Here is a 25,014-nt window from a genome sequence, read left to right as displayed (position 1 = left end):
TCCGTATGTGATTTCAGGAGTGCGGACGAGCCGCGGGACAGCGGGACGGAGCGCCTCCGCCCCGACGCCCCTTTCCGATCCCGCACCCGTGGGTGGGCGGCGTGCGGGACGGAAAACGGGCCGGAACCCGCCTCCGCAGGCCCCTTTCCGACCCCGCACCCGCGCGTGGGCGGAGGCGGGGGGCGCGTGGGCGGGGGCGGGGCGGGACGTCGCGGTGGGGTGGGGTCAGGCGCGAGTGAGCTCGGGCTCGACAGCGTCGGACGACGCGGGGGTCGCGGCGGTGGAGGTCGCGGCGGCGGCGCGCGCAGCGCCCGAACCCGCGCCCGACCGGCGGCGCTTCCACAGGCCCCACAGCGACGAGCGGTTCTCGCCCGGGGCCCCCAGCGCGGCGGTGACCCGGTCGAGGAAGACCGCGATCAGCACGACGCCCAGACCGGCCTCGACGCCCTTCGGGATGTTGATCGTCGAGATCGCCTCGACCACCATCTTCCCGAGGCCGTCCGCTCCCGCCATACCGGCGATCACGGCCATCGACAGCGCGAGCATGATCACCTGGTTGACGCCGGCCATGATGGTCGGCATCGCCAGGGGCAGCTGGATGCCGCGGAGGATCTGGCCGGGGGTGGCGCCGAACGCATGCCCGGCCTCCACGGTCTCGGAGTCGACGCCGCGGATGCCCAGCTCGGTCAGGCGCACGCCGGGAGGCAGCGCGAAGATCACGGTCGCCACGAGTCCCGGCACCACGCCGATGCCGAAGAACACGATCGCGGGGATCAGGTACACGAACGCGGGCATGGTCTGCATGAAGTCGAGCACCGGCTTCAGGGCCGCCCGGACCGTGGCGTTGCGCGCCGACCAGATGCCCAGCGGCACCGCGATCAGCACGGCCACGATCGCCGCGACGAGCACCAGGGCGAGGGTCTGCATCGCGGGCACCCACAGGTCCATCGCCACGATCAGCAGGAACGACACAGCCGTGCCGATCGCGAGCTTCCACGACCGCACGACCCAGGCGAGCAGGGCGGCGATCACGATGATCACGGCGAAGTGCGGGGTGAGCAGCAGCCGGGTGAGGCCGTCCACGAGGAAGCTCACCACGAACGACACCACGTCGAGCAGACCGTCGAGGTTCGCGGTGATCCAGTCGACACCGGCGGCGACCCAGTCGCCCAGGGGGATGCGGAATCCGTCCATCAGCGCACCTCCTCCGTCTCCGGTGTCGTGGGCAGCGGCTCGGCCGTCCACCCGTCGTCGAGCACCGCGTCGATCTCGGCCTGCGGCATGGGCGTCATCGGCAGCAGGATCTCTTCGGTCGAGCCGGGGCCGGGGCCGAGGGCGGCGAGCAGGGTCACGCGGGGGATCACGCCCGCCAGTCGCCCGTCGGCGTCGGTCACGGCCAGGGGCAGCGGCGACTCCACCGCGGGCACGAACAGGTTCATGAGCACGTCGTCCTCGCGCACGCTCTGCAGCACGGGCTTGATCACGGAGTCGAGTCGCGTCACCCCCTGCCGCACGAGCTTCACCGCATCGCGGTCGGTGACCACACCGAGCAGCTGGCGGTCCTTGCCGACCACGTAGGTGGCCGACATGTAGGCGTCGCGCATCTGGCGCAGGGCCGTGCGCGGGCCGGCGGTCTCGGCGACCACGGGGCGCGGGCGCTCCATGACGTTCGCGGCGGTGAGCACGCGGGCACGGTCCACGTCCTGCACGAACTGCTCGACGTAGTCGTTCGCGGGATCCATCAGGATGTCCTCCGGCGTGCCGATCTGCACGATGCGCCCGTCGCGCATCACGGCGATCCGGTCGCCGAGGAACATGGCCTCGTTGAGGTCGTGCGTGATGAAGACGATGGTCTTGTGCAGCTTCTGCTGGAGCTCCAGCAGCTGCTCCTGCATCTCGCGGCGGATCAGCGGGTCGAGCGCGCTGAACGCCTCGTCCATCAGCAGGATGTCGCTGTCGGCGGCGAGCGCGCGGGCGATGCCGACGCGCTGCTGCATGCCGCCGGAGAGCTCGGACGGCAGCTTGTCGCCCTGGCCCTCGAGGCCCACGAGCGCGAGGATCTCCTCGGCCTTCGCCTGCCGCTCGGCCGCCGCGACGCCCTTGAGCTCGAGCGGGTAGGCCACGTTCGCGGCCACCGTGCGGTGCGGCAGCAGGGCGAAGTGCTGGAAGACCATCGAGATGCGGTCGCGGCGGATCTCACGCAGACGACCCGCGGGGATGCCCGTGATGGTGTCGCCGCCGACCGTGACGGTGCCGTCGGTGATGTCGTGCAGGCCGTTGAGCATGCGGATGATGGTGGACTTGCCCGATCCGGACAGGCCCATGATGACGAAGATCTCACCGCGGTTCACGGTGAAGCTGGCGTCGATGACGGCGGCGGTGCCCGCGTCGGCGACGGCCGCGCGGCTCTCACCCGCCTTCAGTCGGCGGACGGCGGCGTTCGGATTCCTCCCGAACACCTTGTACAGATGGCGCGCTTCGAGTGCGATGTCGGACACGTTTCCCCTGCGGCTCGGCCTCGGGTGGCTGAGCCTGCTTCGGTCACGTCCGGGTGATCCTCACGAGGCCGTTCGACATCATCGCTGTGGCGGCGCGGGCGGTGGATTTCGGATCCGCCGCAGAGAGGACCGACCGTACGCCCACGCCTCTTCGCAGCACAGCTCATCGAAAGAAGGACGTGGTCGCGGACTGGTCTTCGGGCCGTCAGGCCCACAGACCAACGTAACGAAATGGCCGGTCAGGGACAAATCCTGGGCCGGGAACGTGCCCGGGTTTCCGGTGCTGACCGGGGGATAGTACGAGCGTCTAGCAATCTCGGCGACGGGGGTTCACGGGCGTCGCACACTGCGCGTCACGGTGAACTTCGGGGTGCGTCGGAGCTGCTCCGTCCGCCCGATCAGTCGCGTCAGCTCGGGGCGGTACGCGAGGCCGGAGTTGTACACCGTGAACAGCTCGCCGCCCGGCCGGAGCAGTCGCGCGGCGGCCTCGAACAGCCGCGTCGCGGCCCCCGTGTGCACGCTGCTGCCGAGGTGGAACGGCGGGTTCAGCAGCACCACGTCGAACGCCCCGTCGGACAGGTCGGATCCGGCGTCGTCGTGGGTCACGGTGACGCGGTCGGTGACGCCGTTCGCGGCCACGGTCGCCCGGGTCGAGGCCACGGCTGCGGCCGAGCGATCGGTCGCGGTCACCGCGTCCCCGGGGTGCGCGAGGGCCCAGGACACCGCGAGCGCGCCCGTGCCGCAGCCGAGGTCGAGCACACGGCGCGGATCCTGGGCGTTCACGGCTCCGGAGAAACCCTCGTTCTCCGGCAGTTCCGGCGGGGATGCAGCCCCGGGGCGAGCGGTTCTCCGGCGTTGTGAACCGTCGAGCGCGAGCGCCTCGAGCAGCACGCGCGTGCCGATGTCGAGGCGGGGTCCGGCGAACGCGCCGCCGTGCGCGACCAGGGCGAGGCCGTCGTGCGCGGCCCGCACGGGGAAGGGCGGCTGCGCGGGGACGGCCAGCGGCTGCGACGCCACGAGCAGCCGCGACTTGCGCTCGGCCCGCTGCGGCTGCACGTCCCCGAAGCTCCGCCGCAGCACCTCGTTCTGCGCCAGGGTCATGTGCTTGACGCGACCCCCGGCCACGAGCACCGCGTCGGGCGCGGCCCAGCGGGCGACCGCATCCGCGATCTGCTCCAGTTCCGCGAGGGCCTTGGGTAGCTGCAGCAGCACGAGCCGTGCCCCGCGCAGCAGCGTCTCGTCGAGCTCGTGCGTCGTGAATCCGTCGAGTCCCAGCTCCTCCGCGTTGCGGGCGAGGGCGCGGCGCCCGGTCGCGAGGTCCTGGTGCGCCCGGATCCCCCGGAGCCCGGACGCCACGAGCGGCAGGGTGATCGCGCCGTACTCGTCCCCGATCACGGCGGTCTCGGCACCGGTGATCCCGCTGTCGAGCGCCCGTGACGCGAGCAGCAGGTCGGTGGCGTCGTGCGCCTGGAGGTTCTCGGCCTCGACGTCGGGCCAGCGGCGCAGGCGGGCGTAGGGGAACTCCGGCACCAGCCCACTGTACGCGGGCGCCGTAAGGATTCCGCATGCGTCCGCTTCACCGGATTCACAAGTTCGTGAAGCGGGCGTACGCTCCCGCGCATGAGCACCGTGATCGCCACCCAGAGCCTCACCAAGCTCTACGGGCACGTGCACGCCCTCGACGGTCTCGACCTGAGCGTCGAGTCCGGTCAGGTGCACGGATTCCTCGGGCCGAACGGCGCCGGCAAGTCCACCACGATCCGCATCCTCCTGGGCCTCGCCCGCCGCACCGGGGGCGCGGTGACCGTGTTCGGCGAGGACCCGTGGCGTCGGGCCGTCGAGCTGCATCGGCGCATCGCCTCCGTGCCGGGCGACGTGAGCCTGTGGCCCAACCTCTCCGGGGGCGAGGCCATCGACCTGCTCGCCCGGCTGCGCGGAGCCCGCACGCACGACGCCGCCTACCGGCGCGAGAAGGCCCGGCTGCTGGAGGCCTTCCAGTTCGACCCGCGGAAGAAGGGCCGCGCGTACTCGAAGGGCAACCGCCAGAAGGTGGCGCTGATCGCGGCCTTCGCCGTGCCGGCCGACCTGCTCATCCTCGACGAGCCGACCAGCGGGCTCGACCCGCTCATGGCGGTGATCTTCCAGCGCGAGGTCGCGCGGGCCCACGAGAACGGCGCGACCGTGCTGCTGTCGAGCCACATCATGAGCGAGGTCGAGCAGCTGTGCGACCGCGTGTCGATCATCCGCGCCGGGCGCATCGTCGAGACCGGCACGCTCGCCGACCTGCGGCACCTCACCCGCAGCGACGTGTCGTTCACGGCCCCGGGTGTCCCGCTCGACCGCGTCGCCGCGATCCCCGAGGTGCACGACGCCACGGCGCACGACGACCGCTTCCGTCTCACCGTCGACAGCGACCGCACCGCCGCGGTGCTGCCCGCCCTCGCCACGCTCGGGATCTCCGACCTCCGCGTGGCTCCGCCCTCGCTCGAGGAGCTGTTCCTGCGGCACTACGGCGACGACCTCGCGACGCTCGAGGCGGCCGAGGACGGCGGGTCCGACGCGGCGCCGTCCACCCGGCGCTCCCGCCACGCGAAGGGTCGTGCGTGATGGACCGCTTCGGGGTGCTGCTGCGCCAGCGCATCCGCCGCGACCGGGTGCAGGTGCCGCTGTGGATCCTCGGGACGGCGCTGATGGCGTTCGCGGGGTATGCGGGCGTCACGCAGTCGTACTCGACCCTGGCCGACCGGCAGAACATCCTGGCCGCGGCGCTCGCGAACCCGGTGATCCTGATGTTCCGCGGCCTGCCGTCCGGCACCTCGGAGGGCGCGTTCCTCGCCTTCGAGATCCTGCCGTGGCTGGCGATGCTGGCGGCCCTCATGAGCACGTTCCTCGCGGTGCGGCACACCCGGGGTGACGAGGAGTCGGGGCGCGCCGAGCTCGTGTGGGCGACGCCCGCCGGACGGCACCTTCCCACCGTCGCGACGATCGTGCACGGCCTCCTCGCCAACGTCGTGCTGGGCGCGCTGACCGCGGTGGCCCTGCTCGCGACCGGGCTGCCCGTCGCCGGTTCGCTGCTCTCCGGCGCCGCGGCCGCCTCCTGCGGCGTCGCCTTCCTCGGGATCGCCCTGCTCGCGGCGCAGCTGCTGCGCACGTCGCGCGGCGCGAACTCCGCGGCGGTGTGGGTGCTCGTGGCCGCCTTCCTGCTCCGGGGCATCGGCAACGCCGCCGGGACCCCGAACGACGAGCTGACCGCGATCGCGAGCGCCTGGCCTGCGTGGCTGTCGCCGTTCGGCTGGGCGGAGCAGACGCGTCCGTACGACGTCGATGCGGCTTGGCCCGCGGTCCTGGGACTGGCGCTCGGCCTCGTCCTGGCCGCCGGGGCCCTGGCACTGCAGGGCCTGCGCGATGTGGACGCGGGCTTCGTGGCCGAACGCCCCGGCCGTTCCGCGGCGCGGCCCGCCCTCTCGTCGCCGCACGCGCTGGTGTGGCGACTCACCTCGGGCGCGGTCGTGGGGTGGGCGGTCGGCGGACTGCTCACCGGGCTGCTCGCCACGACCCTGGGCGGCGTGGTCGACCAGATCGCGGGCGAGAATCCCGCCGTGACCGACATCCTGGAGAAGATCGGCGGCGCGACCGGCGGGCTCGACGAGGTCGTGGTGACCGTGTTCTTCACGCTGCTGGGCATCCTCGCGGCCTGCTGCGCGGTGCAGACCGTGGTGCGCGCGCGGCAGGAGGAGGCGCGGGGCACGGTCGAGCTCGTGCTCTCGACCCCCACCGGACGGGTGCGCTGGCTGGCCGACCACGTGATCGTCGGCGTGGGCGCGGTGCTCATCGTGGTCGCCGCCGCCGTGCTGGGTGGCTGGCTCGGCGTGTGGTCGCGCGACGGCGACACCGAGCTGTATCGCATCGTGGCCGTGGCGGGCGCGGGACAGGCGGTCGCGGCGGTGGTGTTCGTGGCGCTCACGGCCCTCGTGTTCGTGGTGCTGCCGCGCGCGACCATCCCCGTGGCGTGGATCCTGGTCCTGCTCGCGGCGCTGCTCGGCATGTTCGGCCCGCTGTTCGGGCTGCCGGACTGGACCGCGAACCTCTCCCCGTTCGCGGTGACCCCGGTGGTCGACGGCGACGGCGTCGACGTGCGCGGGCTGTGGTGGCTCGTGCTCGTGGTCGCCGGGGCCACGGCGGGCGCCCTGGCCCTCATGCGTCGGCGCGAGCTCGCGACGGGCGGGTAGTGCGATGACGCGGGCACCGGGCGGGGAGGCCGCGAACGCCGACGACGGGTCGGACGCGACGGCGGGCGATGCCGAGCCGCAGCGCGAGCACCGGGGCGTGGAACCGGCGGAGCAGGCGGCGGCGATGCTCACGGCGGCGGGGATGCCGCGGATGCCGGCGCGCGTGATGATGGCCCTGGTCGCGGCGCCCGAGGGCGGGTACACCGCGGCGGAGCTGGCCGAGCGGCTCGGCGTCTCCCCCGCGGCGGTGTCGGGGGCGGTGCGCTACCTGCAGCAGCTGCACTTCATCCAGCGGCGCCCGCGGCCGGGTGAGCGCCGTGACCGGTACGCGTTCATGCACGATCCCTTCTACCGCTCGATCGTGGGCAACCTTCCCGTGTACGCGCGGCTCGCGGAGTACATCGACGACATCGCGGGCGCACACGGCGACGATCCCGACGCGCAGGCGCGGGCGGTCGAGCTGGCCGCGTTCTTCCGGTTCCTGTCCGCGCGCATGGGGCAGATCGTGGAGGAGTGGCACGAGTCGCGGCACGACCGGAGCTGATCGTCGCGATCCCGAGGGTTGACACGCGCGTGGGTTACATGGTTACTTAGTCGAGTAAGTAACCCACCAACCCAGCGGAGGACTTGTGATCGAAGAAGGCAAGCCGCTCTTCCTCCAGATCGCCGAGCAGATCGAGGACTCGATCCTCGACGACTCACTCGCCGAGGAGGCGCAGGCCCCTTCCACGAACGAGCTCGCCGCGTTCTACCGCATCAACCCCGCCACGGCGGCGAAGGGAGTCGCGATGCTCACCGACAAGGGAGTGCTCCACAAGCGCCGAGGCATCGGCATGTTCGTCTCGGAAGGCGCCAGGGACCTGCTCCTCGGCGAGCGCCGCGCGGCCTTCGCCGACCGCTACATCGACCCGCTCCTCGCGGAGGCCCGCACGCTGGGCCTCGGCGCGGAAGACCTCGCGGACCTGCTCCGGCAGCGCGCCGCACACACCCCCACCCCAGAAGGGAAGAACCCCGCATGACCGCCGTCATCGAGGTGCAGAACCTCACCAAGCGCTACAAGGAGAAGAGGGCGCTCGACAACGTCTCGCTCGCCCTCGAAGGGGGCTCGATCTACGGGCTCCTCGGCCGCAACGGTGCCGGGAAGACGACCCTCATGTCGATCCTCACGGCCCAGAACTTCGAATCATCCGGCACCGTGAAGGTGTTCGGCGAGCACCCGTACGAGAACGCACACGTGCTCGGCCGCATCTGCTTCGTGCGCGAGAGCCAGAAGTACCCGGACGACGCCTACCCGAAGCACGCGTTCAAGGCCGCGAGCCTGTTCTTCCCGAACTGGGACCAGGCGTTCGCCGACGAGCTGATCGCGGAGTTCCAGCTGCCGATGAAGCAGACCATCAAGAAGCTGTCGCGTGGACAGCTCTCGGCGGTCGGCGTGATCATCGGACTCGCCTCGCGCGCCGAGATCACCTTCTTCGACGAGCCGTACCTCGGGCTCGACGCGGTCGCCCGGCAGATCTTCTACGACCGCCTGGTGGAGGACTACTCGGAGCACCCGCGCACCATCATCCTGTCCTCGCACCTGATCGACGAGGTGTCGAACCTCATCGAGAAGGTCATCGTGATCGACAACGGACGGATCCTGCTGAACGAGGACACCGATGCCGTGCGCGACCGCGCGGTGACCGTGGTGGGCGAGGCCGCGAAGGTCGACGCCTGGGCGGAGGGCCGCGAGATCCTGCACCGCGACGAGCTCGGCCGCGTGGCCTCGGTCACCGTCATGGGCCGGCTCTCGCCCGAGGAGCGCTCCGCGGTCGTCGCCGCGGGCCTCGACCTCACGCCGGTGTCGCTGCAGCAGCTCGTCGTCCGGCTCACCCAGAAGAACGACGCCGCCGCCGACAGAGCCGGTGCGGTGAAGGAGGAGGTCCGCTGATGCGCACGTTCAACGTCATCCGCCTGCAGCTGATCAACAAGGGCACCTTCATCTGGTACCCGCTCATGATCCTCGGCGCGGCCACGATCATCTCGATCCTGATCTACGCGATGATCCCCGTCGACACCCCCAAGTACGGCGGGGGCGGCCAGGCGCCGCTCTGGTACTTCTTCGCGGTGGGCATGTCGGCGATGACCCTCACGTTCCCGTTCTCGCAGGCGATGAGCATCACGCGCCGGGAGTTCTTCTTCGGCACGATGCTGACGGCCATCCTCGGCAGCGCGATCATGGGCGTGCTCTTCCTGATCGGCGGCGGCATCGAGATGCTCACCGACGGCTGGGGGGTCAACGGCTACCTGTTCTACCTGCCGTGGCTGTGGGACGCGGGACCCCTGGGCGCCTTCGTGGTGTTCTTCACGCTCGCCCTGTTCTTCTTCGTGGTCGGCTTCACCGGCGCGACGATCTACAAGAGCTGGGGTCAGCTGGTGCTGCTGATCGTGAGCATCGGCCTGGGGCTCATCCTGGTGGGGCTGGTGTTCCTCGCGACACGGCTCGACCTGTGGAACCACGTCGGCGCGACGATCATGGACCTCGGCGCCCTCGGCCTGGCCGTGTGGGGCCTGGTGATCACCGCCGTCCTGACCGTCGTCTCGTTCCTCGCCTTCCGGCGGACCATCCCCTGATCGGATCACCCGGCACGAGGGATGCCGCGGCCGCGCACTCGGTGCGGGCCGCGGCATCCGTGCGTCCGGGCACTACCCGCAGACCGCAGCGGAGGCAACCCCACTCCTCCGCCGTCCGTTCGCGCGTAACGTCCAGGAGCAGAACCCGCCCGCCCGAAGAGAGAGGATGCCGTGACGCCCGAGGAACGCCGCCTCCGCGACCACCCGCGCCTGCGCCTGCGCGAACGCCGGTCGTACCTCTCGCGCACCCTGCGCGATGCCGTGCGACCGCCGCGGCTGCTGCTCGTGGCGAAGACGGCGCTCGCGGTCGGGCTCGCGTGGGCCGTCGCGCCGCACATGCCGGGCGTCACCGACGAGTATCCGTACTACGCGCCGCTCGGTGCTCTGGTGAGCATGTACCCGACGCTGATGGGCTCGATGCGATCGAGCCTGCAGACGCTGTTCGGGCTCGCCGCGGGCATCGGCCTGGCCGCCCTGATCGTGCTCACCGTCGGTCCGACGTGGTGGACCATCCCGCTCGTGGTGGGTCTGGGCGTGCTGCTGTCGGGCACGGGATGGTTCGGCGCCGGACGCGAGTACGTGCCGATGGCCGCGCTGTTCGTGCTGATCATCGGGGGACAGAACGCCGACGACTACTCGGTGGGGTACCTGGCGCAGATGGCCGTCGGCGTGGTGATCGGGCTCCTGGTGAACGTGCTGATCGCGCCCGCACCGCTCGCCGCGGCGGCTGCGTCGAGAGTGGAGTCCTTCCGCACGCAGCTGGGCGAGCACCTGCACGACATCGGATACGCGGTGTCGGAGTCGTGGCCGCCGGAGACCGCGCAGTGGGCGGAGGACGCGGCGTCCCTCGCCGAGACCACCGCCGATCTGCGGGCGGCGCTGACCGAGGCCGACGAGAGCGTGCGGTACAACCCACGCGCGCGACGCCGGCACGTGGGGACAGCGCACATCCACGAGGACCTCTCGACGCTCGACCGCATCGCCCACCTGATCCGCGACATCGCCGATGCGACCGCCGACACCATCTGGGACCGGCCCGCCGCCATCCCGCTCGACCCCGCGCTGCCCGAGCCCCTGTCGGCGGCCTGTCACGCGGTGGCCGACGTGATCGCCGAACCCGATCCCGGATCCAGCGAGGCGCACCGCCGGCGGGGTGAGGCCGCGCGGGCGATCCGCCTGCTGCTGGAGCGTGTGGACGACCGCACGTTCGACGCGCGCAGCACGATGGGTCCCGGCGTGCTGACGGCGATGCACCTGCGGAGGATCCTGATCCTCAGCGGCGAGCGCCCGGACGGCGACGCGTGAGCGAGGGCGATGCGTGAGCCAGGGCGACGGGTGAGTCAGGGCGACGGGTGAGTCAGGGCGACGGGTGAGTCAGGGCGACGGGTGAGTCAGGGCGACGGGTGAGTCAGATGGTGTCGTCGGCGACGACGATGTCGAGCTGCCAGTAGCGACCGTCGGGGTCTGTGGCGTCGTGCGCATCGTCGGCCGCCGACAGCACGTCGTTGACCTGGCGCATCACGTCTTCGAACTCGGCCTCGGTCAGGCGGATCGTGCGCTGCACGAACGACGCGTGTACCTCGGTCGTGCGGCCGGCGACGTACTCGGGGCTCCAGGCGAGTACGCGGCGCACCAGCTCGCCGTGCTCCTCCGCCAGGGCGGCGACCACCGCGCCGCCGAGCGCCTCATCGGCCACCGGGTTCTGCGGGTCGCCGAGGTTGAGGGCGCGCTTGCGTCCGGTCCAGACCCGGTCGCGGCGGTCGCGCGCGCGGTCGGGGGCCTCCTCGATGAGTCCGGCGTCGGCGAGCACCCGGAGGTGGAAGCTCGCGCTGTTCGCGGGAACGCCGAGCTCGGCGGCGATGTCGGCGGCCCGCAGGTGCTCGCGGCGCGCGATGAGGCGCAGGATCCGGCGGCGCAGCGGATGCGAGTAGGCCTTCAGCATCGCCGAGGTCATGAAGACGGCGTCGTCGCCCGCGCTCGTCCCCGCGTCGTCGGCCATGCCCCGATCCTACCGGCGGACAATTGCGCACCTCTAGTTGCGCAATTTATGTTGCGCATCTATGGTCGAGCCATGACCACCGCCACCACCCCCCACCGCCTGTGGCGCAACACCCGCTACCTCACCTGGCTCGTGAGCGACACCAGCAAGGGGCTCGCCGCCTCCCTGTTCGGCTTCGCCGTCCCGCTCCTGGCACTCCTCATCACGAACGACCCCGCGCAGGCGGGCATCATCGGCGCCGCCGGACTCGTCGCCCGCGTGCTGCTCACGCTCGCCGGGGGCGTGCTCGCCGACCGCCACCGGCGCATCGTCCTCATGCTGCTCGGCTCCCTGCTGGGCATCGTCCTCGCGGGCGCCTTCACTCTGCTCGCGATCGGCGACGCCCTCACCTTCACGTCACTGCTCGTGATCGACGTGCTGCTCGCCGCCCGCAGCGGCCTGTTCGACGTGGCCGGCGAGAGCGCGCTCAAGGAGATCGTGCCCGACGAGGCGATGGGCCGCGCCCAGGCCGCGAACCAGGGCAGGGACGCGGCGCTCCAGCTCGCCGGCGGCCCGCTGGGCGGACTGCTCCTCGGCCTCGGCGGCTGGGTGGTCGGTGCGGTCATGACGCTGTGCCACGCCGTCGCCGCGGTGACCGCCTGGATGCTGCGGCGCCAGACGCGACGGGCGGGGATCGCCGACACCGGAGCCGAGGACGACGCCGCGCCGGCGGACGAGCCGGCCCCCCGTCCCCACGCGGGGCGCGAGCTGCGGGAAGGCTTCACGTGGCTGCTCTCCCGCCGCGACCTCGGTGGCGTGATGATCATCCTCACCATCGTGAACCTCGGGTTCAACGCGGCCATCACGACCGTCGTCTACGCGCTGCAGCAGGCGGGACACTCCGAGCTGCTGATCGGCACCCTGAGCGCGGTGATCGGCGCGGTCATGCTGGTCGGGGCCGTGCTGGCGCCGCTGCTCGTGCCGCGCGTCCCCGCGGGCATCCTCACGGTGGGCGGCCTCGCCGTCGTCGCGCTCGGCGCCGTCGCCCTGACCACGGTGCGCGAGCCCTGGGCGATCGCGGTGGTGCTCGGCGCGTCGGTCCTGCTGCTCCCCGCGCTGAACGCCGCCCTCCTCGGCTACTTCATGGTCGCGACACCCTCGCGGCTGCTCGGCCGCGCGAACAGTGCCATCGGGGTGCTCGCGATGGGAGCGATGCCCCTGGCCCCGCTGATCGCCGGGTTCGGGCTCTCCTGGCTCGGCCGCGAGGGCACGATCCTCGTCTGCGCCGGCCTGTGCCTGGTCGCGGCCGCGCTCGCGCTCGGCAATCGCGCGCTGCGTGCCCTCCCGGTCGAGGCGCGGTGGGCCGAGCACGCGGCCACCTTCGCGGCCGAGTAGCGCGAGGGTGGGCGGGAGTCAGGCGCCGATCAGTCGACTGACGGCCAAGCGGTTGAGCGACACGTGCTGCTCCGCCGCGTCGATCGCCAGCCGGCGGTGCGCCTCCGGTGTGAGCCGAACCAGGAACTTGCCGGAGTAGGAGCGGTCGGAGATGGCCACGGGCGGCTCCTCCCCGTTCGCCGTCATGTCGTCGAGCACATCGGCGACGAGCTGTCGGATACCCCGGAACGCGTCGCCCTGGTCCTCAGACACCCAGGACAGCGAAGGCAACTCGGCAACCGTGCCGACATACGCGGCGTCCTCCGGGGACCATCGAACGCGGTATGCGTAGTGGTCAGGCTTCACCGTCGGCATGTCCCGCTCCCTTCAGTCTGTCGATCGCCGCCAAGACCTGCCGGGCCTGGTAGGCCTTCGCCGCTCCGTGATCGCTCTGGATGTTCACCCGCGGGTCTCCTGCCCAAGGCATTCGATACACGCGATGGGAGGTGCCGCGCTGCCGCGGCTCTCCGAAGTGATGATCGCAAACCCTCACAAGGGTCGGCGAATCGCACGCCTTGCGGTTGCGCCCGCATGCGTGCAACGACGTCTTCCATAGAGCCCATGATCGTGGATGGTATCAATAACGATACCATCCACGATCCGGCTGTGGAAAGCCCGCCCTCATGTATCACCGGGCTCTTGCCGTGCTCCTGGTAGGTGTGATCACAATGGGCTTCATGATCGACGGTGCCTCCGGCGCCGCCCCCCTCGATCCTGCATCCGACGACGGCCGGGCACGGTGGGAACGTGCCGCTGACCTGTTCGGCGCATGGCGCGAAGGCGACGGCCGCGCGATGGATGGGCTCGTGCGACTGCTGTCGCCCGTGCTCTGGCACGTCGTCCGCGCCTACGGGCTCGAACGCACCCTCGCGGAAGACGTGGTACAGACCACGTGGCTGCGGCTCGTCCGCGGTCACGGCTCGATCGCCGACCCACGCGCCGTGTCGGCCTGGCTCACCACGACCGCCCGCCGCGAGGCGTGGAAGGCCGCGAAGGCCAACGGCCGCATCGACACGACCGAGGCCGACGACCTCGACACCCTCCTGCCCGAACAGGCCTCGGCCGAGGACCACGCGACGCTCGGCGACGAGAACCGCCGACTCTGGCTCGCCGTGCGCCGCCTGACCGAGCGGTGCCAGCGCCTGCTCCGCGTGATCGCCTTCGACGACCGCCCCGACTACGCCCGCCTCGCGACCGACCTCGGCATGCCCGTCGGCAGCATCGGGCCGACCCGCAGCCGGTGCCTCGCCAAGCTGCGCGACCTGCTCGACGCCCCGGCGCCGCACACCGGAGGGGGACGCTCATGAGCGATCACGACGACGCCCGCCTGTTCGCGCGCCTGCGCACCGTGTGGGACGAGGTCGACCCAGTGCCGGCCGGACTGATCGACCGCATGGTCGCCGCGGTCGCCGCCGACGGGCTCAACCGCGAGTACGCGCTGCTGACCCTCGTGGAGGGGCAGCTCGGCGCCGTGCGGGGAGACGCCGACGCGCTCACGCTGCAGTTCAGCGACGGCACCACGAGCATCCTGCTGCACGTGACCACCACCGCGTCCGGACGGCGCCGCGTCGACGGCTGGGTCGACACCACCGCCGCGCGGATCGTGCTGGCCCAGGGCGACCGCACGCGCACCACGACGCCCGCGGAGACCGGGCGCTTCCAGTTCGACGACGTCCCGCCCGGGCTCAGCCGCGTGCGGCTGACCACGCTCGACGGCGACGAGGAACGCACGCTGGAGACCCCGCAGTTCGAGCTGTGACGGCGGGCGATGGAGCCCGCACGGAGAGGATGACCGATGGAGCAGCCCCAGGGATGGACGTGGCAGGACCGCGCGGAGGGATCGATCCGCCGCGGCACCGCTCTCGACCCGAGCACGGAACCCGTGGACGGCATCCGCGCCTTCCCCACCGCGTACCTGCCCGAACGCCTGCTGATCACGCGCACCGTCGGTGACCAGGAGGCATACGACCGCGAGGTGCGCACGCTGCGCGACGCCGCCGACACCTTCGGCTGGCGGCTCGAGATCGAATCGGCGGAGCGCGAGGTCGGCGGCGACGAGCTGGTACCGGGCGTCGCCGGGTTCTTGCGCGCGCGCCTGACCACGCCCGACGAGCCGGCCAGGGGCGAGTCGCCCGTGGCGCCGGACGCCTGGCGGGTGCTGCAGCGGGCACGGCGCCTGTCGCGGTCGACCATGCCGCGCACGAGCCTCGAGCACGTGCTGTCGATCGACCCCGTCGGCCTCAACCCCTTCACGCGCACGAACCCGTTCACCCGCACCAACCCGTTCACCCGCACCAACCCCGTGCGCGGCGCCGGTGCGGGCACCGGCGGCAGCGACGACTACCTGGAGCCGGGCCGCGGGGCACGGCAGCCCGTCTCGTGGCTGGGGCCCGCCCCGGTGCGCGCCGCGGCGCCGAAGCGCGGACGACGCCCGGTCGTCGCGGTGCTCGACACGGGCTGCGGCGAGCACGCCTGGCTGCCGTCCGACATCGTCACGCGGCACATCGAGCTCGACGGCGTCCCGGTCGGGCTCACCGACGACGCCGACCCCGAACGCTACCCCGACCTGTACGGCCAGCTCGACGGCGAGATCGACGCGGTGGCCGGGCACGGCACGTTCATCTCCGGGATCGTGCGGCAGACCGCACCCGACGCCGACATCCTGTCGATCCGGGTGGCCGGCGCGCTCGGAGTGGTCGACGAGAGCACCCTGCTGGAGACCGTGGCGCAGGTGGTGGAGCTGCTGCGCCGGCACCGGGAGGACCCGAAGACGGGCTTCCCCATCGACGTGCTCAACCTGTCGCTCAGCTACTACCACGAGACCCCGACCGACGGGCTGTTCAGCCGCACGCTGTACGAGCTGCTGGCGAAGGCGCGCGAGCTCGGCTGCGTGGTCGTGTGCTCGGCCGGCAACGACGCGATCGACCGGCCGTCCTTCCCGGCGTCGCTGTGGCCGTGGCCGGGAGCCGACAACGGGCTGCCCGCCGACAAGGGCGCCCCGCACGTGGCCGTCGGCGCCCTCAACCCGTCGTCGCGCTCGGTCGCGCTGTTCTCCAACGTCGGGCCCTGGGTGCACGTGTACGCCCCGGGCGCGGCGGTCGTCAGCACGTCGCCCGCGTTCGTCGGCGGTGCCCAGGCGGCGACCAGGGCCGACGTCGACGGACTGGTGCGTGAGACCCTCGACCCCGACGACTACCGGGGCGGCTTCGCGGTCTGGAGCGGCACGTCGTTCGCAGCGCCGTACCTCGCCGGTCGCATCGCGGCGGAGCTCGGGGCCGTCCCGGTGGCGGGCGCGACCCCGGCCGCGGCGGCGAAGGCCGTGTCCGCCGTGCTCGCCGAGCTCCCCGACCCGCACGACCGCGGCTGACCCGTACTCTTCCCCACCGGGGTCGCGGCACGGCATCCTGGACGGATGCCCCTGTCCGCGAGCGAGCTGCATCGGCGCGGCGTCGACGCGGCGAACACGCGACGGTTCGCGCAGGCCCGCCGTGCCCTCGACGCCGCAGCCGCGCGCACCGACGACCCCGAGTTGCGCGCCCGGATCGACGGCACCCGCGCCTACGTGCTGACGCAGACCGGTGACCCCGCGGCCGCCGAGGAACTGTGCCGGGCGGCCCTCGCGCGCGCGGGACTGCAGCCCGAGACGGTGGCGCTGCTCGGCGGCCAGCTCGGCACCCTGCTCATGCACCGCGGACGACTGCCCGAGGCCGAGGCCGAGCTCTCCCGCGCCATCGACGCGCTCTCCGCCGCGGAGGCCGAGAGCACCGAGCTCGCGAACTGCCTGATGAACCGCTCGGTCGTGCGCATGCAGCGCCACGAGCTCGACGCGTGCGTCGCCGACCTCCGCCGCGCCCTCGCCGTGTATCAGGCGCATGACGCCCGCGGCCCGGTCGCCGAGGCCACGCACAACCTGGGCTATGCGGCGCTGCTGGGCGGCGACCTCGTGGGCGCCCTCGCGCTCATGACCCGCTCCCGCCCCGCCCTGGCGGAGGCGAGCGACCTGGCCGCCGCGATCGCCGACCTCGATCGGGCCGAGGTGCTCCGCGACGCGGGCCTGACGACCGAGGCGGAGGTGCTGCTCGGGCGGGTGGCCGTGCAGTTCGGGGCGCAGCGCATGCGGCAGGCGCGCGGCGAGGCGGAGTTCCACCTGGCGCGGTCACTGCTGCGCCATGATCCCGCGGCCGCCGAACGCGCGGCACGTCTGGCCGCCCGACGGTTCACCGCCCTCGCGACACCGGGGTGGACGGCGCGGGCCGAGGCCGTGCGACTGGAGGCACGGCAGCGCGCCCACCCCGACCGGGCGATCCCGGCCGAGGAGTTCGAGCGTGTCGCCCGTGACCTCGACCGCAGCGGATTCCGCACCGAGGCGACGGCGCTGCGCCTGGCCGCACGGCGCGACGGAGCTGGGCGGCTGCCCCGCATCGCCGCGTCCGCCCCCACGCCCCTGCGGCTGCGCGTCCACGAGGTGCGGGCAGCGAGGGCCCTGCACCGAGGCCGTGACCGGGCGGCGCTGCGGGCCGCGGGCGAGGGCCTCGACCTGCTGTCGTCGTGGCAGCAGTCGTTCGGCGCGCTCGACCTGCAGGCCTCGGTCGCGATGCACGCGAGCGACCTCGTGTTCACCGGGCTCACGGCGGCGGCGCGCCTCGGCGACCCGGAGACCCTGTTCGAGTGGTCGGAGCGGGCGCGTCACCTCAGCCAGCAGGTCGCGCCGGTGCGGCCCCCGCACGACGCGGACCTGGCGGCGGACCTGGCGGAGCTGCGGATGCTGCGGGCAGAGCTCGCGGGTGCCGACTGGACGACCGACGCGCGGGTGCGGATGCTGCGCGACCGGGTGCGCGAGAGGCAGTGGACGGCGACCGGCTCCGGCGCCGCGCGTGAGCGGCTCGGCCTGGCGGCGGCGTCTGCACTCCTCCCGCGCGACACCGCGGTGTTCTCCTACGTCTTCACCGGCTCCGAGCTGCACGCCGTGGCGGTGACCGAGGGCCGGGCGCGCATCGTGGAGCTGGACTGGCCGCGGGTGCGGGCGGCGCTCGACGGGCTGCGGGCCGACCTCGACATGGCCGCTCTCACCCGCGGCGGTGCGATGGGTGCGGTTACGCAGCGGTCCCTCGTCGCGCGGCTGGAGCTGCTCGACGCGGGGCTGCTCGCACCGCTGCGGCGGGCCGTGCCGCGGGCGTCGCGCGTGGCGATCACGGTGCCCGGCATCCTCGGGGGCGTGCCGTGGGCCATGCTGCCCGGCATGCGCGGGTTGCCGTTCACGCTCGTCACGTCGGTGTCGCGGTGGCTCGGAGCCGACCGGGCACCGCGCGCCGCGTCGCCCGTCGTGGGCTTCGCCGCCGGTCCTCGCGTGCGCCGCGCGGGCGAGGAGGTGCAGCGTGCGGCCTCGGCCTGGACGGACCGTGCCTCGACGCGCGTGTACGAGGGTGCGGAGGCGACGGTGGGTGCGGTGACGGCCCTCGCGGGCGACGCGGAGCTGCTGCACATCGCGGCGCACGGACGGCACGCGGTCGACAACCCCCTGTTCTCCGGGTTCGAGCTGAGCGACGGCACGCTGTTCGGCTACGACGTGGACCTGATCCCGCGGGCGCCGCGCACCGTGATCCTGTCGGCGTGTGAGCTGGGGCGCTCGTCGGTGCGCTGGGGGGAGGAGGCGCTGGGCATGACGCGGGTGTGGTTGCACGCGGGCACCGAGTGCGTGATCGCGGCCCCCGTCGCGGTGCCCGACGACGATGCGTGCGAGCTGCTGGCGGCCGTGCACGCCGGGCTGACCGAGGGCGCTGCACCGGCGGACGCCCTGGCCTCCGCGGCCGTCACGACGGGCGTGATCGCGCCGTTCCAGTGCCACGGCGACGGATTCTGACCTTTTTCTCCAATCGGTGTATCAGAACCGCAGGCGGTGACTCCTGTTCTTCGGAAGGTGTCGCAGGCGAAGGGCCTCGAAGGAGGAGGCGCGAGGGAGGCGCCGTCGGATCTGGGGAAACAGCGCACTGGGGAGCGCGCACGACAGGGACACCAACTGCTCTGGGGAGCCGCGGATGCAGCCGCGACACCTCACAGGGCCTCGGCGATCTGGGGACGCCGGGGCCCTTGGGGTGCGCCCGCGCGGACTCAGGCGAGGAGCACGACGTACCCGGCGGTGCGCAGTGCCTCGACCAGCGCGGGCTCGGCCCCGCGGTCGGTGATGACGGTGTGGAACAGCTCGGGCCCGCCCACCGCGGAGAACGCCTCGACGCCGAGCTTGCTGCCGTCGGTCACCACGACCGCGCGCCGGGCACGCTCAGCCATCATGCGGTTCACGGCGGCCTCGCGCTCGTCCTGCGTGGTGGCACCCGCCGCGGCGTCCATGCCGTTCACGCCCAGGAACGCGATGTCGAGCCGCACCCCGCGCAGCAGCTGTTCCACGAACGGCCCCACGAGCTCGTACGTGCGGGAGTGGATGACGCCGCCGGTGACCACGACCTTGATGTCGGGCCGCGTGGCGAGCTGTGCCGCGATGTTGACCGCGTTCGTGACGACCGTGACGCCGCCGTCGGCGGCCAGGTCCTCCCTGGCGGCGAGGGCGGCCGCGATCGCAGTCGTCGTGGTGCCCCCGGAGAGACCCACCACCATGCCGGGCGACACCAGGTCGGCCGCGGCCTGGGCGATGCTCGCCTTCTCGTGCGTGCGCAGGTGGCTCTTGTAGCGGATGGGCAGCTCGTAGGCGACCGTCTGCGCCACCGCACCGCCGTGCGTGCGCGTGAGCAGGCGCTGCTCGGCCAGGGTGTCGAGGTCGCGGCGGGTGGTGGCCGGCGAGGCGCCGAACCGGTCGACGAGCTCGTCCACCGTGACCTCACCGCTGGCGGCGAGCAGGTCGAGGATCGCGTTCAGCCGTGCCGCCCGCTTCACCGCGTGCTCCCGGAGGAGTGCTGCGGCGGGAACCCGCGACCTCCGTGGTGACGGCCGACCGCGAGCGCCTGCGGCCCTGTCGCCGCCGCGCTCATCCCGCGGCCGCCGTGTCGGTCTGCAGCGCGAACAGCCGCAGCATCCGCGCCGCCTCCTGCGCCAGCGCGTCGCGGGCGGGTGCGAGGTACTTGCGGGAGTCGACCAGCCGCTCGTCGCGGTCCAGCACATCGCGCACCGCCCGCGTGAAGAAGCCGTTCAGATGGGTCGAGACGTTGATCTTGGTCATGCCCGCCCGCACCGCGTCGGCGATCACGGCGTCGGCCACCCCGGACGAGCCGTGCAGCACGAGGGGCACGTCCGCCCCGGCCGCCCCGGCGCCGCGCAGTGCCGCCCGCAGCCGCGCGATGAGGTCGAGGTCGAGCGACGCCGTGCGGTCGGTCATGGCGTGCGACGAGCCGACCGCCACCGCGAGGGCGTCCACCCCGGTCGCGGCTACGAAGGCCCTGGCCTCGTCGGGGTCGGTGCGCACTCCGGGTGCGTGCGCGCCGTCCTTGCCGCCCACCTCGCCCAGCTCGCCCTCCACGAACACGCCAGCCCGGTGTGCGCGCGCGGCGACCTCGGCCGTCAGCGCGACGTTCTCGTCGTAGGGCAGCGCGCCGCCGTCGAACATGACGGAGCCGAACCCGAGCGCGACGGCCTCATCGACCAGCTCCGGTCGTTCGGCGTGGTCGAGGTGCACCGCGACCGGTGTCTCCGCCCGCCGGGCCAGCGCGAGCGAGGCGAGCGCGATGGGCTCCAGGCCGCCGTGATAGTCGGCGCAGTTCTGCGAGATCTGAAGGATCACCGGGAGTCCCGCGAGGGCGGCGGCGCGCACCAGGCCCTCCGCGGTCTCGAGGTGGATCACGTTGAACGCGCCGATGCCGGTTCCGGCGTCCGAGGCGGCGGTGACGAGTTCTCTGGCGGAGACGAGGGTCACGAGGGGTCCTTTCGAAACAGGGCGGGGTCGGGGCGGGTCACGCGCAGGTGCTGCGCGAGCGCGGTCCAGCGGGGCGAGATGTCGCCGGCGAGCGGCATGAGCACGGCCGCCGCCGACCAGGCCGTCGCGCGGCGGAGCACCGTCTCGGGGTCGCGCTCGCCCTCGGCGTACAGCACGGCGCAGGCGGCGACCCCGGCGTCGCCCGCACCGGTCGGGTTCCCCGCGAGGGGCTCGTCGAGTCGCGCGTGCACGAGCTCGTCGTCGGTCACCGCGAGCATGCCGTCGGCGCCCAGCGAGAGCAGCACGAGCTCGGCACCGCGCTCCAGCAGGGTGCGGGCGGCGTGCACCGGGTCGTCGATGCCGGTGGATTCGGCGAGCTCGGCGGCGTTGGGCTTGAGCACGGTGGCCCCGGCGTCGGCGGCCCGCAGCAGCGCGGGGCCCGAGGTGTCGACGACCACGGGCACGCCGGCGTCACGCGCCACGGCGATCAGCATCGGCAGCAGCGCCTCGGGGGTGCCCGGCGGCACGCTGCCCGAGATCACGAGCACGCCCGCCGCGGGGAGCCGCTCGACCACCTCGGCCAGCACCGCCCCCCATTCCGCGTCGGAGGGGCTGACGCCGCGCTCGTTCACGATGGTGGTGTCGCCCGCGGATTCGTCGACGAGGGCGATGCTGCGCCGGGTCTCCGCCGCGACGGGCACGAGCACGTGCGGGACGCCGCTGGCGCTCAGCTCGTCCGCGAACTCGGCGCCCACGCGGCCGCCCGCGGTCGTGACGGCGAGCACGGGCGCGCCCTGCGCATGCGCGACCCTGGCCACGTTGAGGCCCTTGCCGCCCGCGCGCGCGGCCCCCGCGTCGGCGCGGTGGGTGCCGCCCTCCACGAGCCGGTCGACGCGCCAGGTCAGGTCGAGCGCGGGGTTGGGCGTGACGGTGAGGATCACGTCAGCTCCCTGGCCCGCAGGGCCGCACCGATCAGACCCGCGTTGCCGGAGAGCTCGGCGGGCACGAGCACCGGCAGCCGGTGGAAGCTGAGCCGCGCGGCCAGGCGGCGCCGCAGCTCGTCGAACAGTGCTCCTCCGGCGCGCGAGAGCCCCCCGCCGATCACCACGGCCTCGGGGGCGACCACCGCGGTGAGCTGCGCAAGCGACATCGTGAGCGCGTCGAGCGCGGAGTCCCAGATCGCGGCGGCGACCTCGTCACCCGCGGCCGCCCTGGCGATCACGTCTTTCGCGCCGTCGGGCACGACCCCGGTGGCCTCCCGATAGCGCCGGGCGATCGCACCGGCCGAGGCGACGGCCTCCAGGCAGCCGCGCGCGCCGCACGGGCAGGCCGGGCCGTCGGCGATGGGCGAGTGGCCGATCTCGCCGGCGTAACCGCCCGCGGTGTACGGCCGTCCGCCCACCAGGAGGGCGCCCGCGATGCCCGTGCCGATCACAAGGATCACGGCGTCGTCGTAGGCGCGTGCTCCACCGAGGCGGTGCTCGGCCCAGCTGGCCGCGCGCACGTCGTGGTCGAACGCGACGGGCAGGCCGAGGCGTTCGCGGGCGAGGTCCCGCAGCGGGGCGTCGCGCCAGCCCATGTTGCTGGCGAACACCCCGACGCCCGCGTCGGCGTCGACGATGCCGGGCACCACGAGGCCGACCGCCTGCGGCACGACCTCGGGGTGTGCGTCGCGGAGCTCGGCGGCGAGCGCGTCCAGCCGGTCGAGGATCGCGTGCGTGCGGTCGCCGGCGACGACGGGCGTCGGGGTGCGCCGCAGCCCGAGCGCCGTGCCGTCGGCGTCGAAGAGGGCCGACTTGATGTCGGTGCCGCCCACGTCGAACGCGAGCGCCGGGGCACCGGGGCCGAGCGAGCGTACCGCGGCGAGGGTCTCGCCGGAGGCGTCCTTCTCGACGTCGGGGATCGCGTCCGCTCCGTCGATCGGGGTCATCGTTCGGCTCCGGTGCGTGCGCGGGTCATGCATCCAGGATGACGGATCGCGTGAGGTTGCGCGGCTGATCGGGGTCGAGTCCCCGCGCGAGGGCACGGTCGAGGGCCGTGCGGTGCAGGCGCACGAGGTCGGCGAGGGGGTCGATGGCGCGGTGCTCGAAGCGGGCGCCCGTGGCACGCACCTCGTCGGCGAGCCCGTCGGGGGCGTCGCCGAACTGCCAGGTGACGCGGCCGGGGGCGGCGATCGCGATCGGGCCGTGGCGGTAGTCCATCGACGGGTAGGCCTCGGTCCACGACTGCGACGACTCGCGCAGCTTGAGGGCGGCCTCGTGCGCGAGCCCGATGGTCCAGCCCCGTCCGAGGAACGTGTACTGCTCCGCGTCACGCAGCTCGGCGTCGACCTCGGGCTCGGCGAGCACGGCGGTCGCGTCGGCGATCGCCCCGCTCAGGTCTTCCCCGAGCGAGGCGCGGAAGAGGGCGAGGGCCGTGGTGGCGAAGCGGGTCTGCACGACCGACTGCTCGTCGGCGAACGGCAGCAGCACGGCGTCGTCGACGAGCGAGACCAGCGGGGAGTCGGGGTCGCCGATCACGCCCACGGTGCGCACGCGTCCGCGCACGCGCTCGACCAGGTCGAGGACCTCGCTCGTGGTGCCGGACCGCGTGAGGGCGACGATGGCGTCGTAGCCGCGGTCGACGAAGGCCTCGGAGGCGGCGAACGCGTCGGTCTCCCCGTGTCCCGTGGACTCGCGCAGCGCGGCGTAGGACTGCGCCATGAACCAGGAGGTGCCGCATCCGACGACCGCGACCCTGGCCCCGCGGGCGGGCAGCCGCCCCTGCTCGGCGGTGAGATCGGTGGCGCGCTGCCACATCTCGGGCTGCGAGAGGAGTTCTTCGCGCATGTGCGCGCCGGGCAGGTTTTCGGTCATCGGTCGACCCTTTCAGACGAGTAGTTGCGTATTTGTGATTCTTTCGGATGCGTTTCGATCATAGTATGTCACCACCATCGAGCAAGATCGGGCGAACGCTTGATTTTGTTTGTTTGCCTGACAAATAATCTGTACGTTCCACCCAAGCTTCGGCTTGACCCGAGAGGTCGCCCTCACCGCGATCGATCACCACGCACCGTCGCGTGAAGAGTGTTCTGCGACTGTGCACCACCCCCGCTCCGTCGGACGGCGGCTCGCCCGCCCACCGACCACGGCACACACAGTGAGGAATGCAATGCCCATGAAGAAGTCACTGCGGTTCGGGGCGGCTGCCGTCGCGGCCGTCGCCACGCTGTCGCTCGCCTCGTGCGGATTCGGCGGTTCGGGCGGCGACAGCGGCGGGGACGCCGACGGCAAGACCACGCTCGACCTGCTCGTCCCCAGCTACTCCGACGCGACGAAGGGGCTGTGGGAAGACGTGATCGACGGGTTCGAGAAGGAGAACTCCGACATCGACGTGAAGCTCGAAGTGCAGTCGTGGGACAACCTCGAGAAGGTCATCTCCACCAAGATCCAGGCGGGCGAGGCTCCCGACATCTACAACGGCGGGCCGTTCGCCGGGTTCGTCGGCGACGAGCTGCTCTACCCGGTCAAGGACGTCGTGTCGGACGAGGTCTACTCCGACTTCCAGGACTCCTTCATCAAGAACGCCGAGATCGACGGCACGGCCTACGCCCTGCCGCTCATCGCCTCCGCGCGCGCCCTCTTCGTCAACAACACCCTGCTGCAGCAGGCGGGCGTCGAGGCGCCCACCAACTGGGACGAGCTGCTCGACGCGGCCACCAAGGTCTCCGCGCTCGGCGGCGGGGTCGCCGGATACGGCATGCCCCTCGGCTCGGAAGAGGCACAGGCCGAGGCGGCCGTGTGGCTGTGGGGCGGCGGCGGCTCGTTCGGTGACGCGTCCGAGATCACGATCGACACCCCCGAGAACCTCGTCGGTGCCGAGCAGATCAAGAAGATGATCGACGCCGGTGCGACCCAGGCCGACCCGGGCTCCACGCAGCGCTCCCCGCTGATGGACATCTTCATCCAGGGCAAGATCGGCATGCAGGTCGGCCTGCCGCCCACGGTCGGGCAGATCGCCGACAGCAACCCCGAGCTGGACTACTCCATCGTCCCGATCCCGACCAAGGACGGCTCGCCGTTCACGCTCGGCGTCATGGACCAGCTGATGGCGTTCCAGAACGACGACGACAAGAAGGACGCGATCACCAAGTTCTTCGACTACTACTACGCCCCCGACGTGTACGTGCCGTGGGTGCAGGCCGAGGGCTTCCTGCCCGTCACCAAGTCCGGCGCCGAGAAGCTGTCCGGCGAGGAGGCGCTCAAGCCGTTCCTCGACGTGCTGCCCGACGCGCAGTTCTACCCGTCGACGAACCCGAAGTGGTCGGCCGCCGACGGTGCGTTCAAGTCGCTGTTCGGTCAGCTCCAGTCGAAGCCGGCACAGGACGTGCTGACCGAGATCCAGGCGCAGGTCGACGCGGGCTGA

Annotated in this window: 23 protein-coding genes; 13 read left to right on the top strand and 10 right to left on the bottom strand. The window is 72.6% G+C overall.

Translation table 11 applies throughout. The annotated features are described in order from the left end of the window. Positions 1-225: 225 nt before the first annotated feature. The 3 genes from KV394_RS05995 to KV394_RS05985 form a co-directional block, all read right to left on the bottom strand. Positions 226-1,194 carry an ABC transporter permease gene (locus tag KV394_RS05995; RefSeq protein WP_247982549.1) on the bottom strand — a complete coding sequence of 323 codons (969 nt, stop codon included), beginning with the start codon at positions 1,192-1,194 and terminating at the stop codon, positions 226-228. Then, the gene (locus tag KV394_RS05990; RefSeq protein ID WP_136032223.1) at positions 1,194-2,498 is read right to left on the bottom strand and encodes a quaternary amine ABC transporter ATP-binding protein; all 1,305 of its coding nucleotides are present in this window, start codon (positions 2,496-2,498) and stop codon (positions 1,194-1,196) included. Before KV394_RS05990 ends, KV394_RS05995 begins: the two co-directional genes overlap by 1 nt. Positions 2,499-2,828: 330 nt before the next feature. Then, positions 2,829-4,028 carry a class I SAM-dependent methyltransferase gene (locus KV394_RS05985; RefSeq protein WP_247982548.1) on the bottom strand — a complete coding sequence of 400 codons (1,200 nt, stop codon included), beginning with the start codon at positions 4,026-4,028 and terminating at the stop codon, positions 2,829-2,831. Positions 4,029-4,118: 90 nt separating this feature from the next. Between KV394_RS05985 and KV394_RS05980 the strand changes: the two genes are divergently transcribed. The 7 genes from KV394_RS05980 (at position 4,119) to KV394_RS05950 (ending at position 10,645) form a co-directional block, all read left to right on the top strand. After that, positions 4,119-5,105, top strand: a complete 987-nt coding sequence (locus tag KV394_RS05980; protein WP_247982547.1) for an ABC transporter ATP-binding protein — start codon at positions 4,119-4,121, stop codon at positions 5,103-5,105. Then, entirely contained in the window at positions 5,105-6,727 is a 1,623-nt protein-coding gene (locus tag KV394_RS05975) for an ABC transporter permease (protein ID WP_247982847.1), read from the top strand. The genes KV394_RS05980 and KV394_RS05975 overlap by 1 nt, the downstream gene beginning before the upstream one ends. A 4-nt stretch (positions 6,728-6,731) precedes the next feature. Next, positions 6,732-7,271 (top strand): GbsR/MarR family transcriptional regulator, encoded by a 540-nt coding sequence (locus KV394_RS05970; RefSeq protein ID WP_247982546.1) that lies wholly within the window; start codon positions 6,732-6,734, stop codon positions 7,269-7,271. Between the two features lie 85 nt (positions 7,272-7,356). Beyond that, the gene (locus tag KV394_RS05965) at positions 7,357-7,746 is read left to right on the top strand and encodes a GntR family transcriptional regulator (RefSeq protein ID WP_247982545.1); all 390 of its coding nucleotides are present in this window, start codon (positions 7,357-7,359) and stop codon (positions 7,744-7,746) included. Then, complete coding sequence (locus KV394_RS05960; protein WP_136045128.1) at positions 7,743-8,657, top strand: ABC transporter ATP-binding protein; 915 nt, start codon at positions 7,743-7,745, stop codon at positions 8,655-8,657. Before KV394_RS05965 ends, KV394_RS05960 begins: the two co-directional genes overlap by 4 nt. Continuing rightward, positions 8,657-9,340, top strand: a complete 684-nt coding sequence (locus tag KV394_RS05955; RefSeq protein WP_136032232.1) for a hypothetical protein — start codon at positions 8,657-8,659, stop codon at positions 9,338-9,340. The genes KV394_RS05960 and KV394_RS05955 overlap by 1 nt, the downstream gene beginning before the upstream one ends. Before the next feature lie 171 nt (positions 9,341-9,511). Further along, positions 9,512-10,645 (top strand): FUSC family protein, encoded by a 1,134-nt coding sequence (locus tag KV394_RS05950; RefSeq protein ID WP_240753165.1) that lies wholly within the window; start codon positions 9,512-9,514, stop codon positions 10,643-10,645. A 103-nt stretch (positions 10,646-10,748) separates the two neighbouring features. On the opposite strand, the gene KV394_RS05945 is transcribed toward KV394_RS05950, so the two are convergent. Continuing rightward, on the bottom strand, positions 10,749-11,339 hold the full coding sequence (locus KV394_RS05945) for a winged helix-turn-helix domain-containing protein (protein WP_136036253.1): 591 nt from the start codon (positions 11,337-11,339) through the stop codon (positions 10,749-10,751). Positions 11,340-11,411: 72 nt separating this feature from the next. On the opposite strand from KV394_RS05945, the gene KV394_RS05940 reads away from it, so the two are divergent. Further along, entirely contained in the window at positions 11,412-12,713 is a 1,302-nt protein-coding gene (locus KV394_RS05940) for an MFS transporter (RefSeq protein ID WP_247982544.1), read from the top strand. Positions 12,714-12,731: 18 nt separating this feature from the next. Here KV394_RS05940 and KV394_RS05935 read toward each other — a convergent pair whose 3' ends face one another. After that, the gene (locus KV394_RS05935; RefSeq protein WP_247982543.1) at positions 12,732-12,965 is read right to left on the bottom strand and encodes a type II toxin-antitoxin system HicB family antitoxin; all 234 of its coding nucleotides are present in this window, start codon (positions 12,963-12,965) and stop codon (positions 12,732-12,734) included. A gap of 464 nt (positions 12,966-13,429) precedes the next feature. Here KV394_RS05935 and KV394_RS05930 point away from each other — a divergent pair, with 464 nt between their 5' ends. The 4 genes from KV394_RS05930 to KV394_RS05915 are packed head-to-tail and all read left to right on the top strand — an operon-like array spanning position 13,430 to position 18,612. Further along, a complete protein-coding gene (locus tag KV394_RS05930) occupies positions 13,430-14,059 on the top strand; it encodes an RNA polymerase sigma factor (protein WP_247982542.1) in 630 nt (209 codons plus the stop codon). Next, positions 14,056-14,511, top strand: a complete 456-nt coding sequence (locus tag KV394_RS05925; RefSeq protein ID WP_206252075.1) for a hypothetical protein — start codon at positions 14,056-14,058, stop codon at positions 14,509-14,511. Before KV394_RS05930 ends, KV394_RS05925 begins: the two co-directional genes overlap by 4 nt. A 36-nt stretch (positions 14,512-14,547) precedes the next feature. Next, positions 14,548-16,119 carry a S8 family peptidase gene (locus KV394_RS05920; RefSeq protein WP_247982541.1) on the top strand — a complete coding sequence of 524 codons (1,572 nt, stop codon included), beginning with the start codon at positions 14,548-14,550 and terminating at the stop codon, positions 16,117-16,119. A gap of 45 nt (positions 16,120-16,164) precedes the next feature. Further along, complete coding sequence (locus tag KV394_RS05915) at positions 16,165-18,612, top strand: CHAT domain-containing protein (RefSeq protein ID WP_247982540.1); 2,448 nt, start codon at positions 16,165-16,167, stop codon at positions 18,610-18,612. Positions 18,613-18,860: 248 nt separating this feature from the next. On the opposite strand, the gene KV394_RS05910 is transcribed toward KV394_RS05915, so the two are convergent. The 5 genes from KV394_RS05910 to KV394_RS05890 all read right to left on the bottom strand — a co-directional run bounded on the left by KV394_RS05910 (position 18,861) and on the right by KV394_RS05890 (position 23,465). Then, a complete protein-coding gene (locus KV394_RS05910) occupies positions 18,861-19,637 on the bottom strand; it encodes a DeoR/GlpR family DNA-binding transcription regulator (protein ID WP_136032255.1) in 777 nt (258 codons plus the stop codon). A gap of 91 nt (positions 19,638-19,728) precedes the next feature. Next, a complete protein-coding gene (locus KV394_RS05905) occupies positions 19,729-20,610 on the bottom strand; it encodes a class II fructose-bisphosphate aldolase (RefSeq protein ID WP_136036351.1) in 882 nt (293 codons plus the stop codon). Next, complete coding sequence (locus KV394_RS05900; RefSeq protein ID WP_247982539.1) at positions 20,607-21,551, bottom strand: 1-phosphofructokinase family hexose kinase; 945 nt, start codon at positions 21,549-21,551, stop codon at positions 20,607-20,609. The genes KV394_RS05905 and KV394_RS05900 overlap by 4 nt, the downstream gene beginning before the upstream one ends. Further along, on the bottom strand, positions 21,548-22,540 hold the full coding sequence (locus KV394_RS05895) for an ROK family protein (protein WP_136033336.1): 993 nt from the start codon (positions 22,538-22,540) through the stop codon (positions 21,548-21,550). The genes KV394_RS05900 and KV394_RS05895 overlap by 4 nt, the downstream gene beginning before the upstream one ends. Positions 22,541-22,565: 25 nt before the next feature. Continuing rightward, positions 22,566-23,465, bottom strand: coding sequence for an SIS domain-containing protein (locus KV394_RS05890; protein ID WP_247982538.1), 900 nt, complete (start codon positions 23,463-23,465; stop codon positions 22,566-22,568). A 301-nt stretch (positions 23,466-23,766) separates the two neighbouring features. On the opposite strand from KV394_RS05890, the gene KV394_RS05885 reads away from it, so the two are divergent. Then, entirely contained in the window at positions 23,767-25,014 is a 1,248-nt protein-coding gene (locus tag KV394_RS05885) for an extracellular solute-binding protein (protein ID WP_247982537.1), read from the top strand.

Source organism: Microbacterium sufflavum, assembly GCF_023101165.1.
GTDB classification, from domain to species: Bacteria; Actinomycetota; Actinomycetes; order Actinomycetales; family Microbacteriaceae; genus Microbacterium; species Microbacterium sufflavum.
The sequence above is the reverse complement of the archived record's forward strand: the minus strand, read 5'-3'. Positions and strand labels throughout refer to the sequence as shown.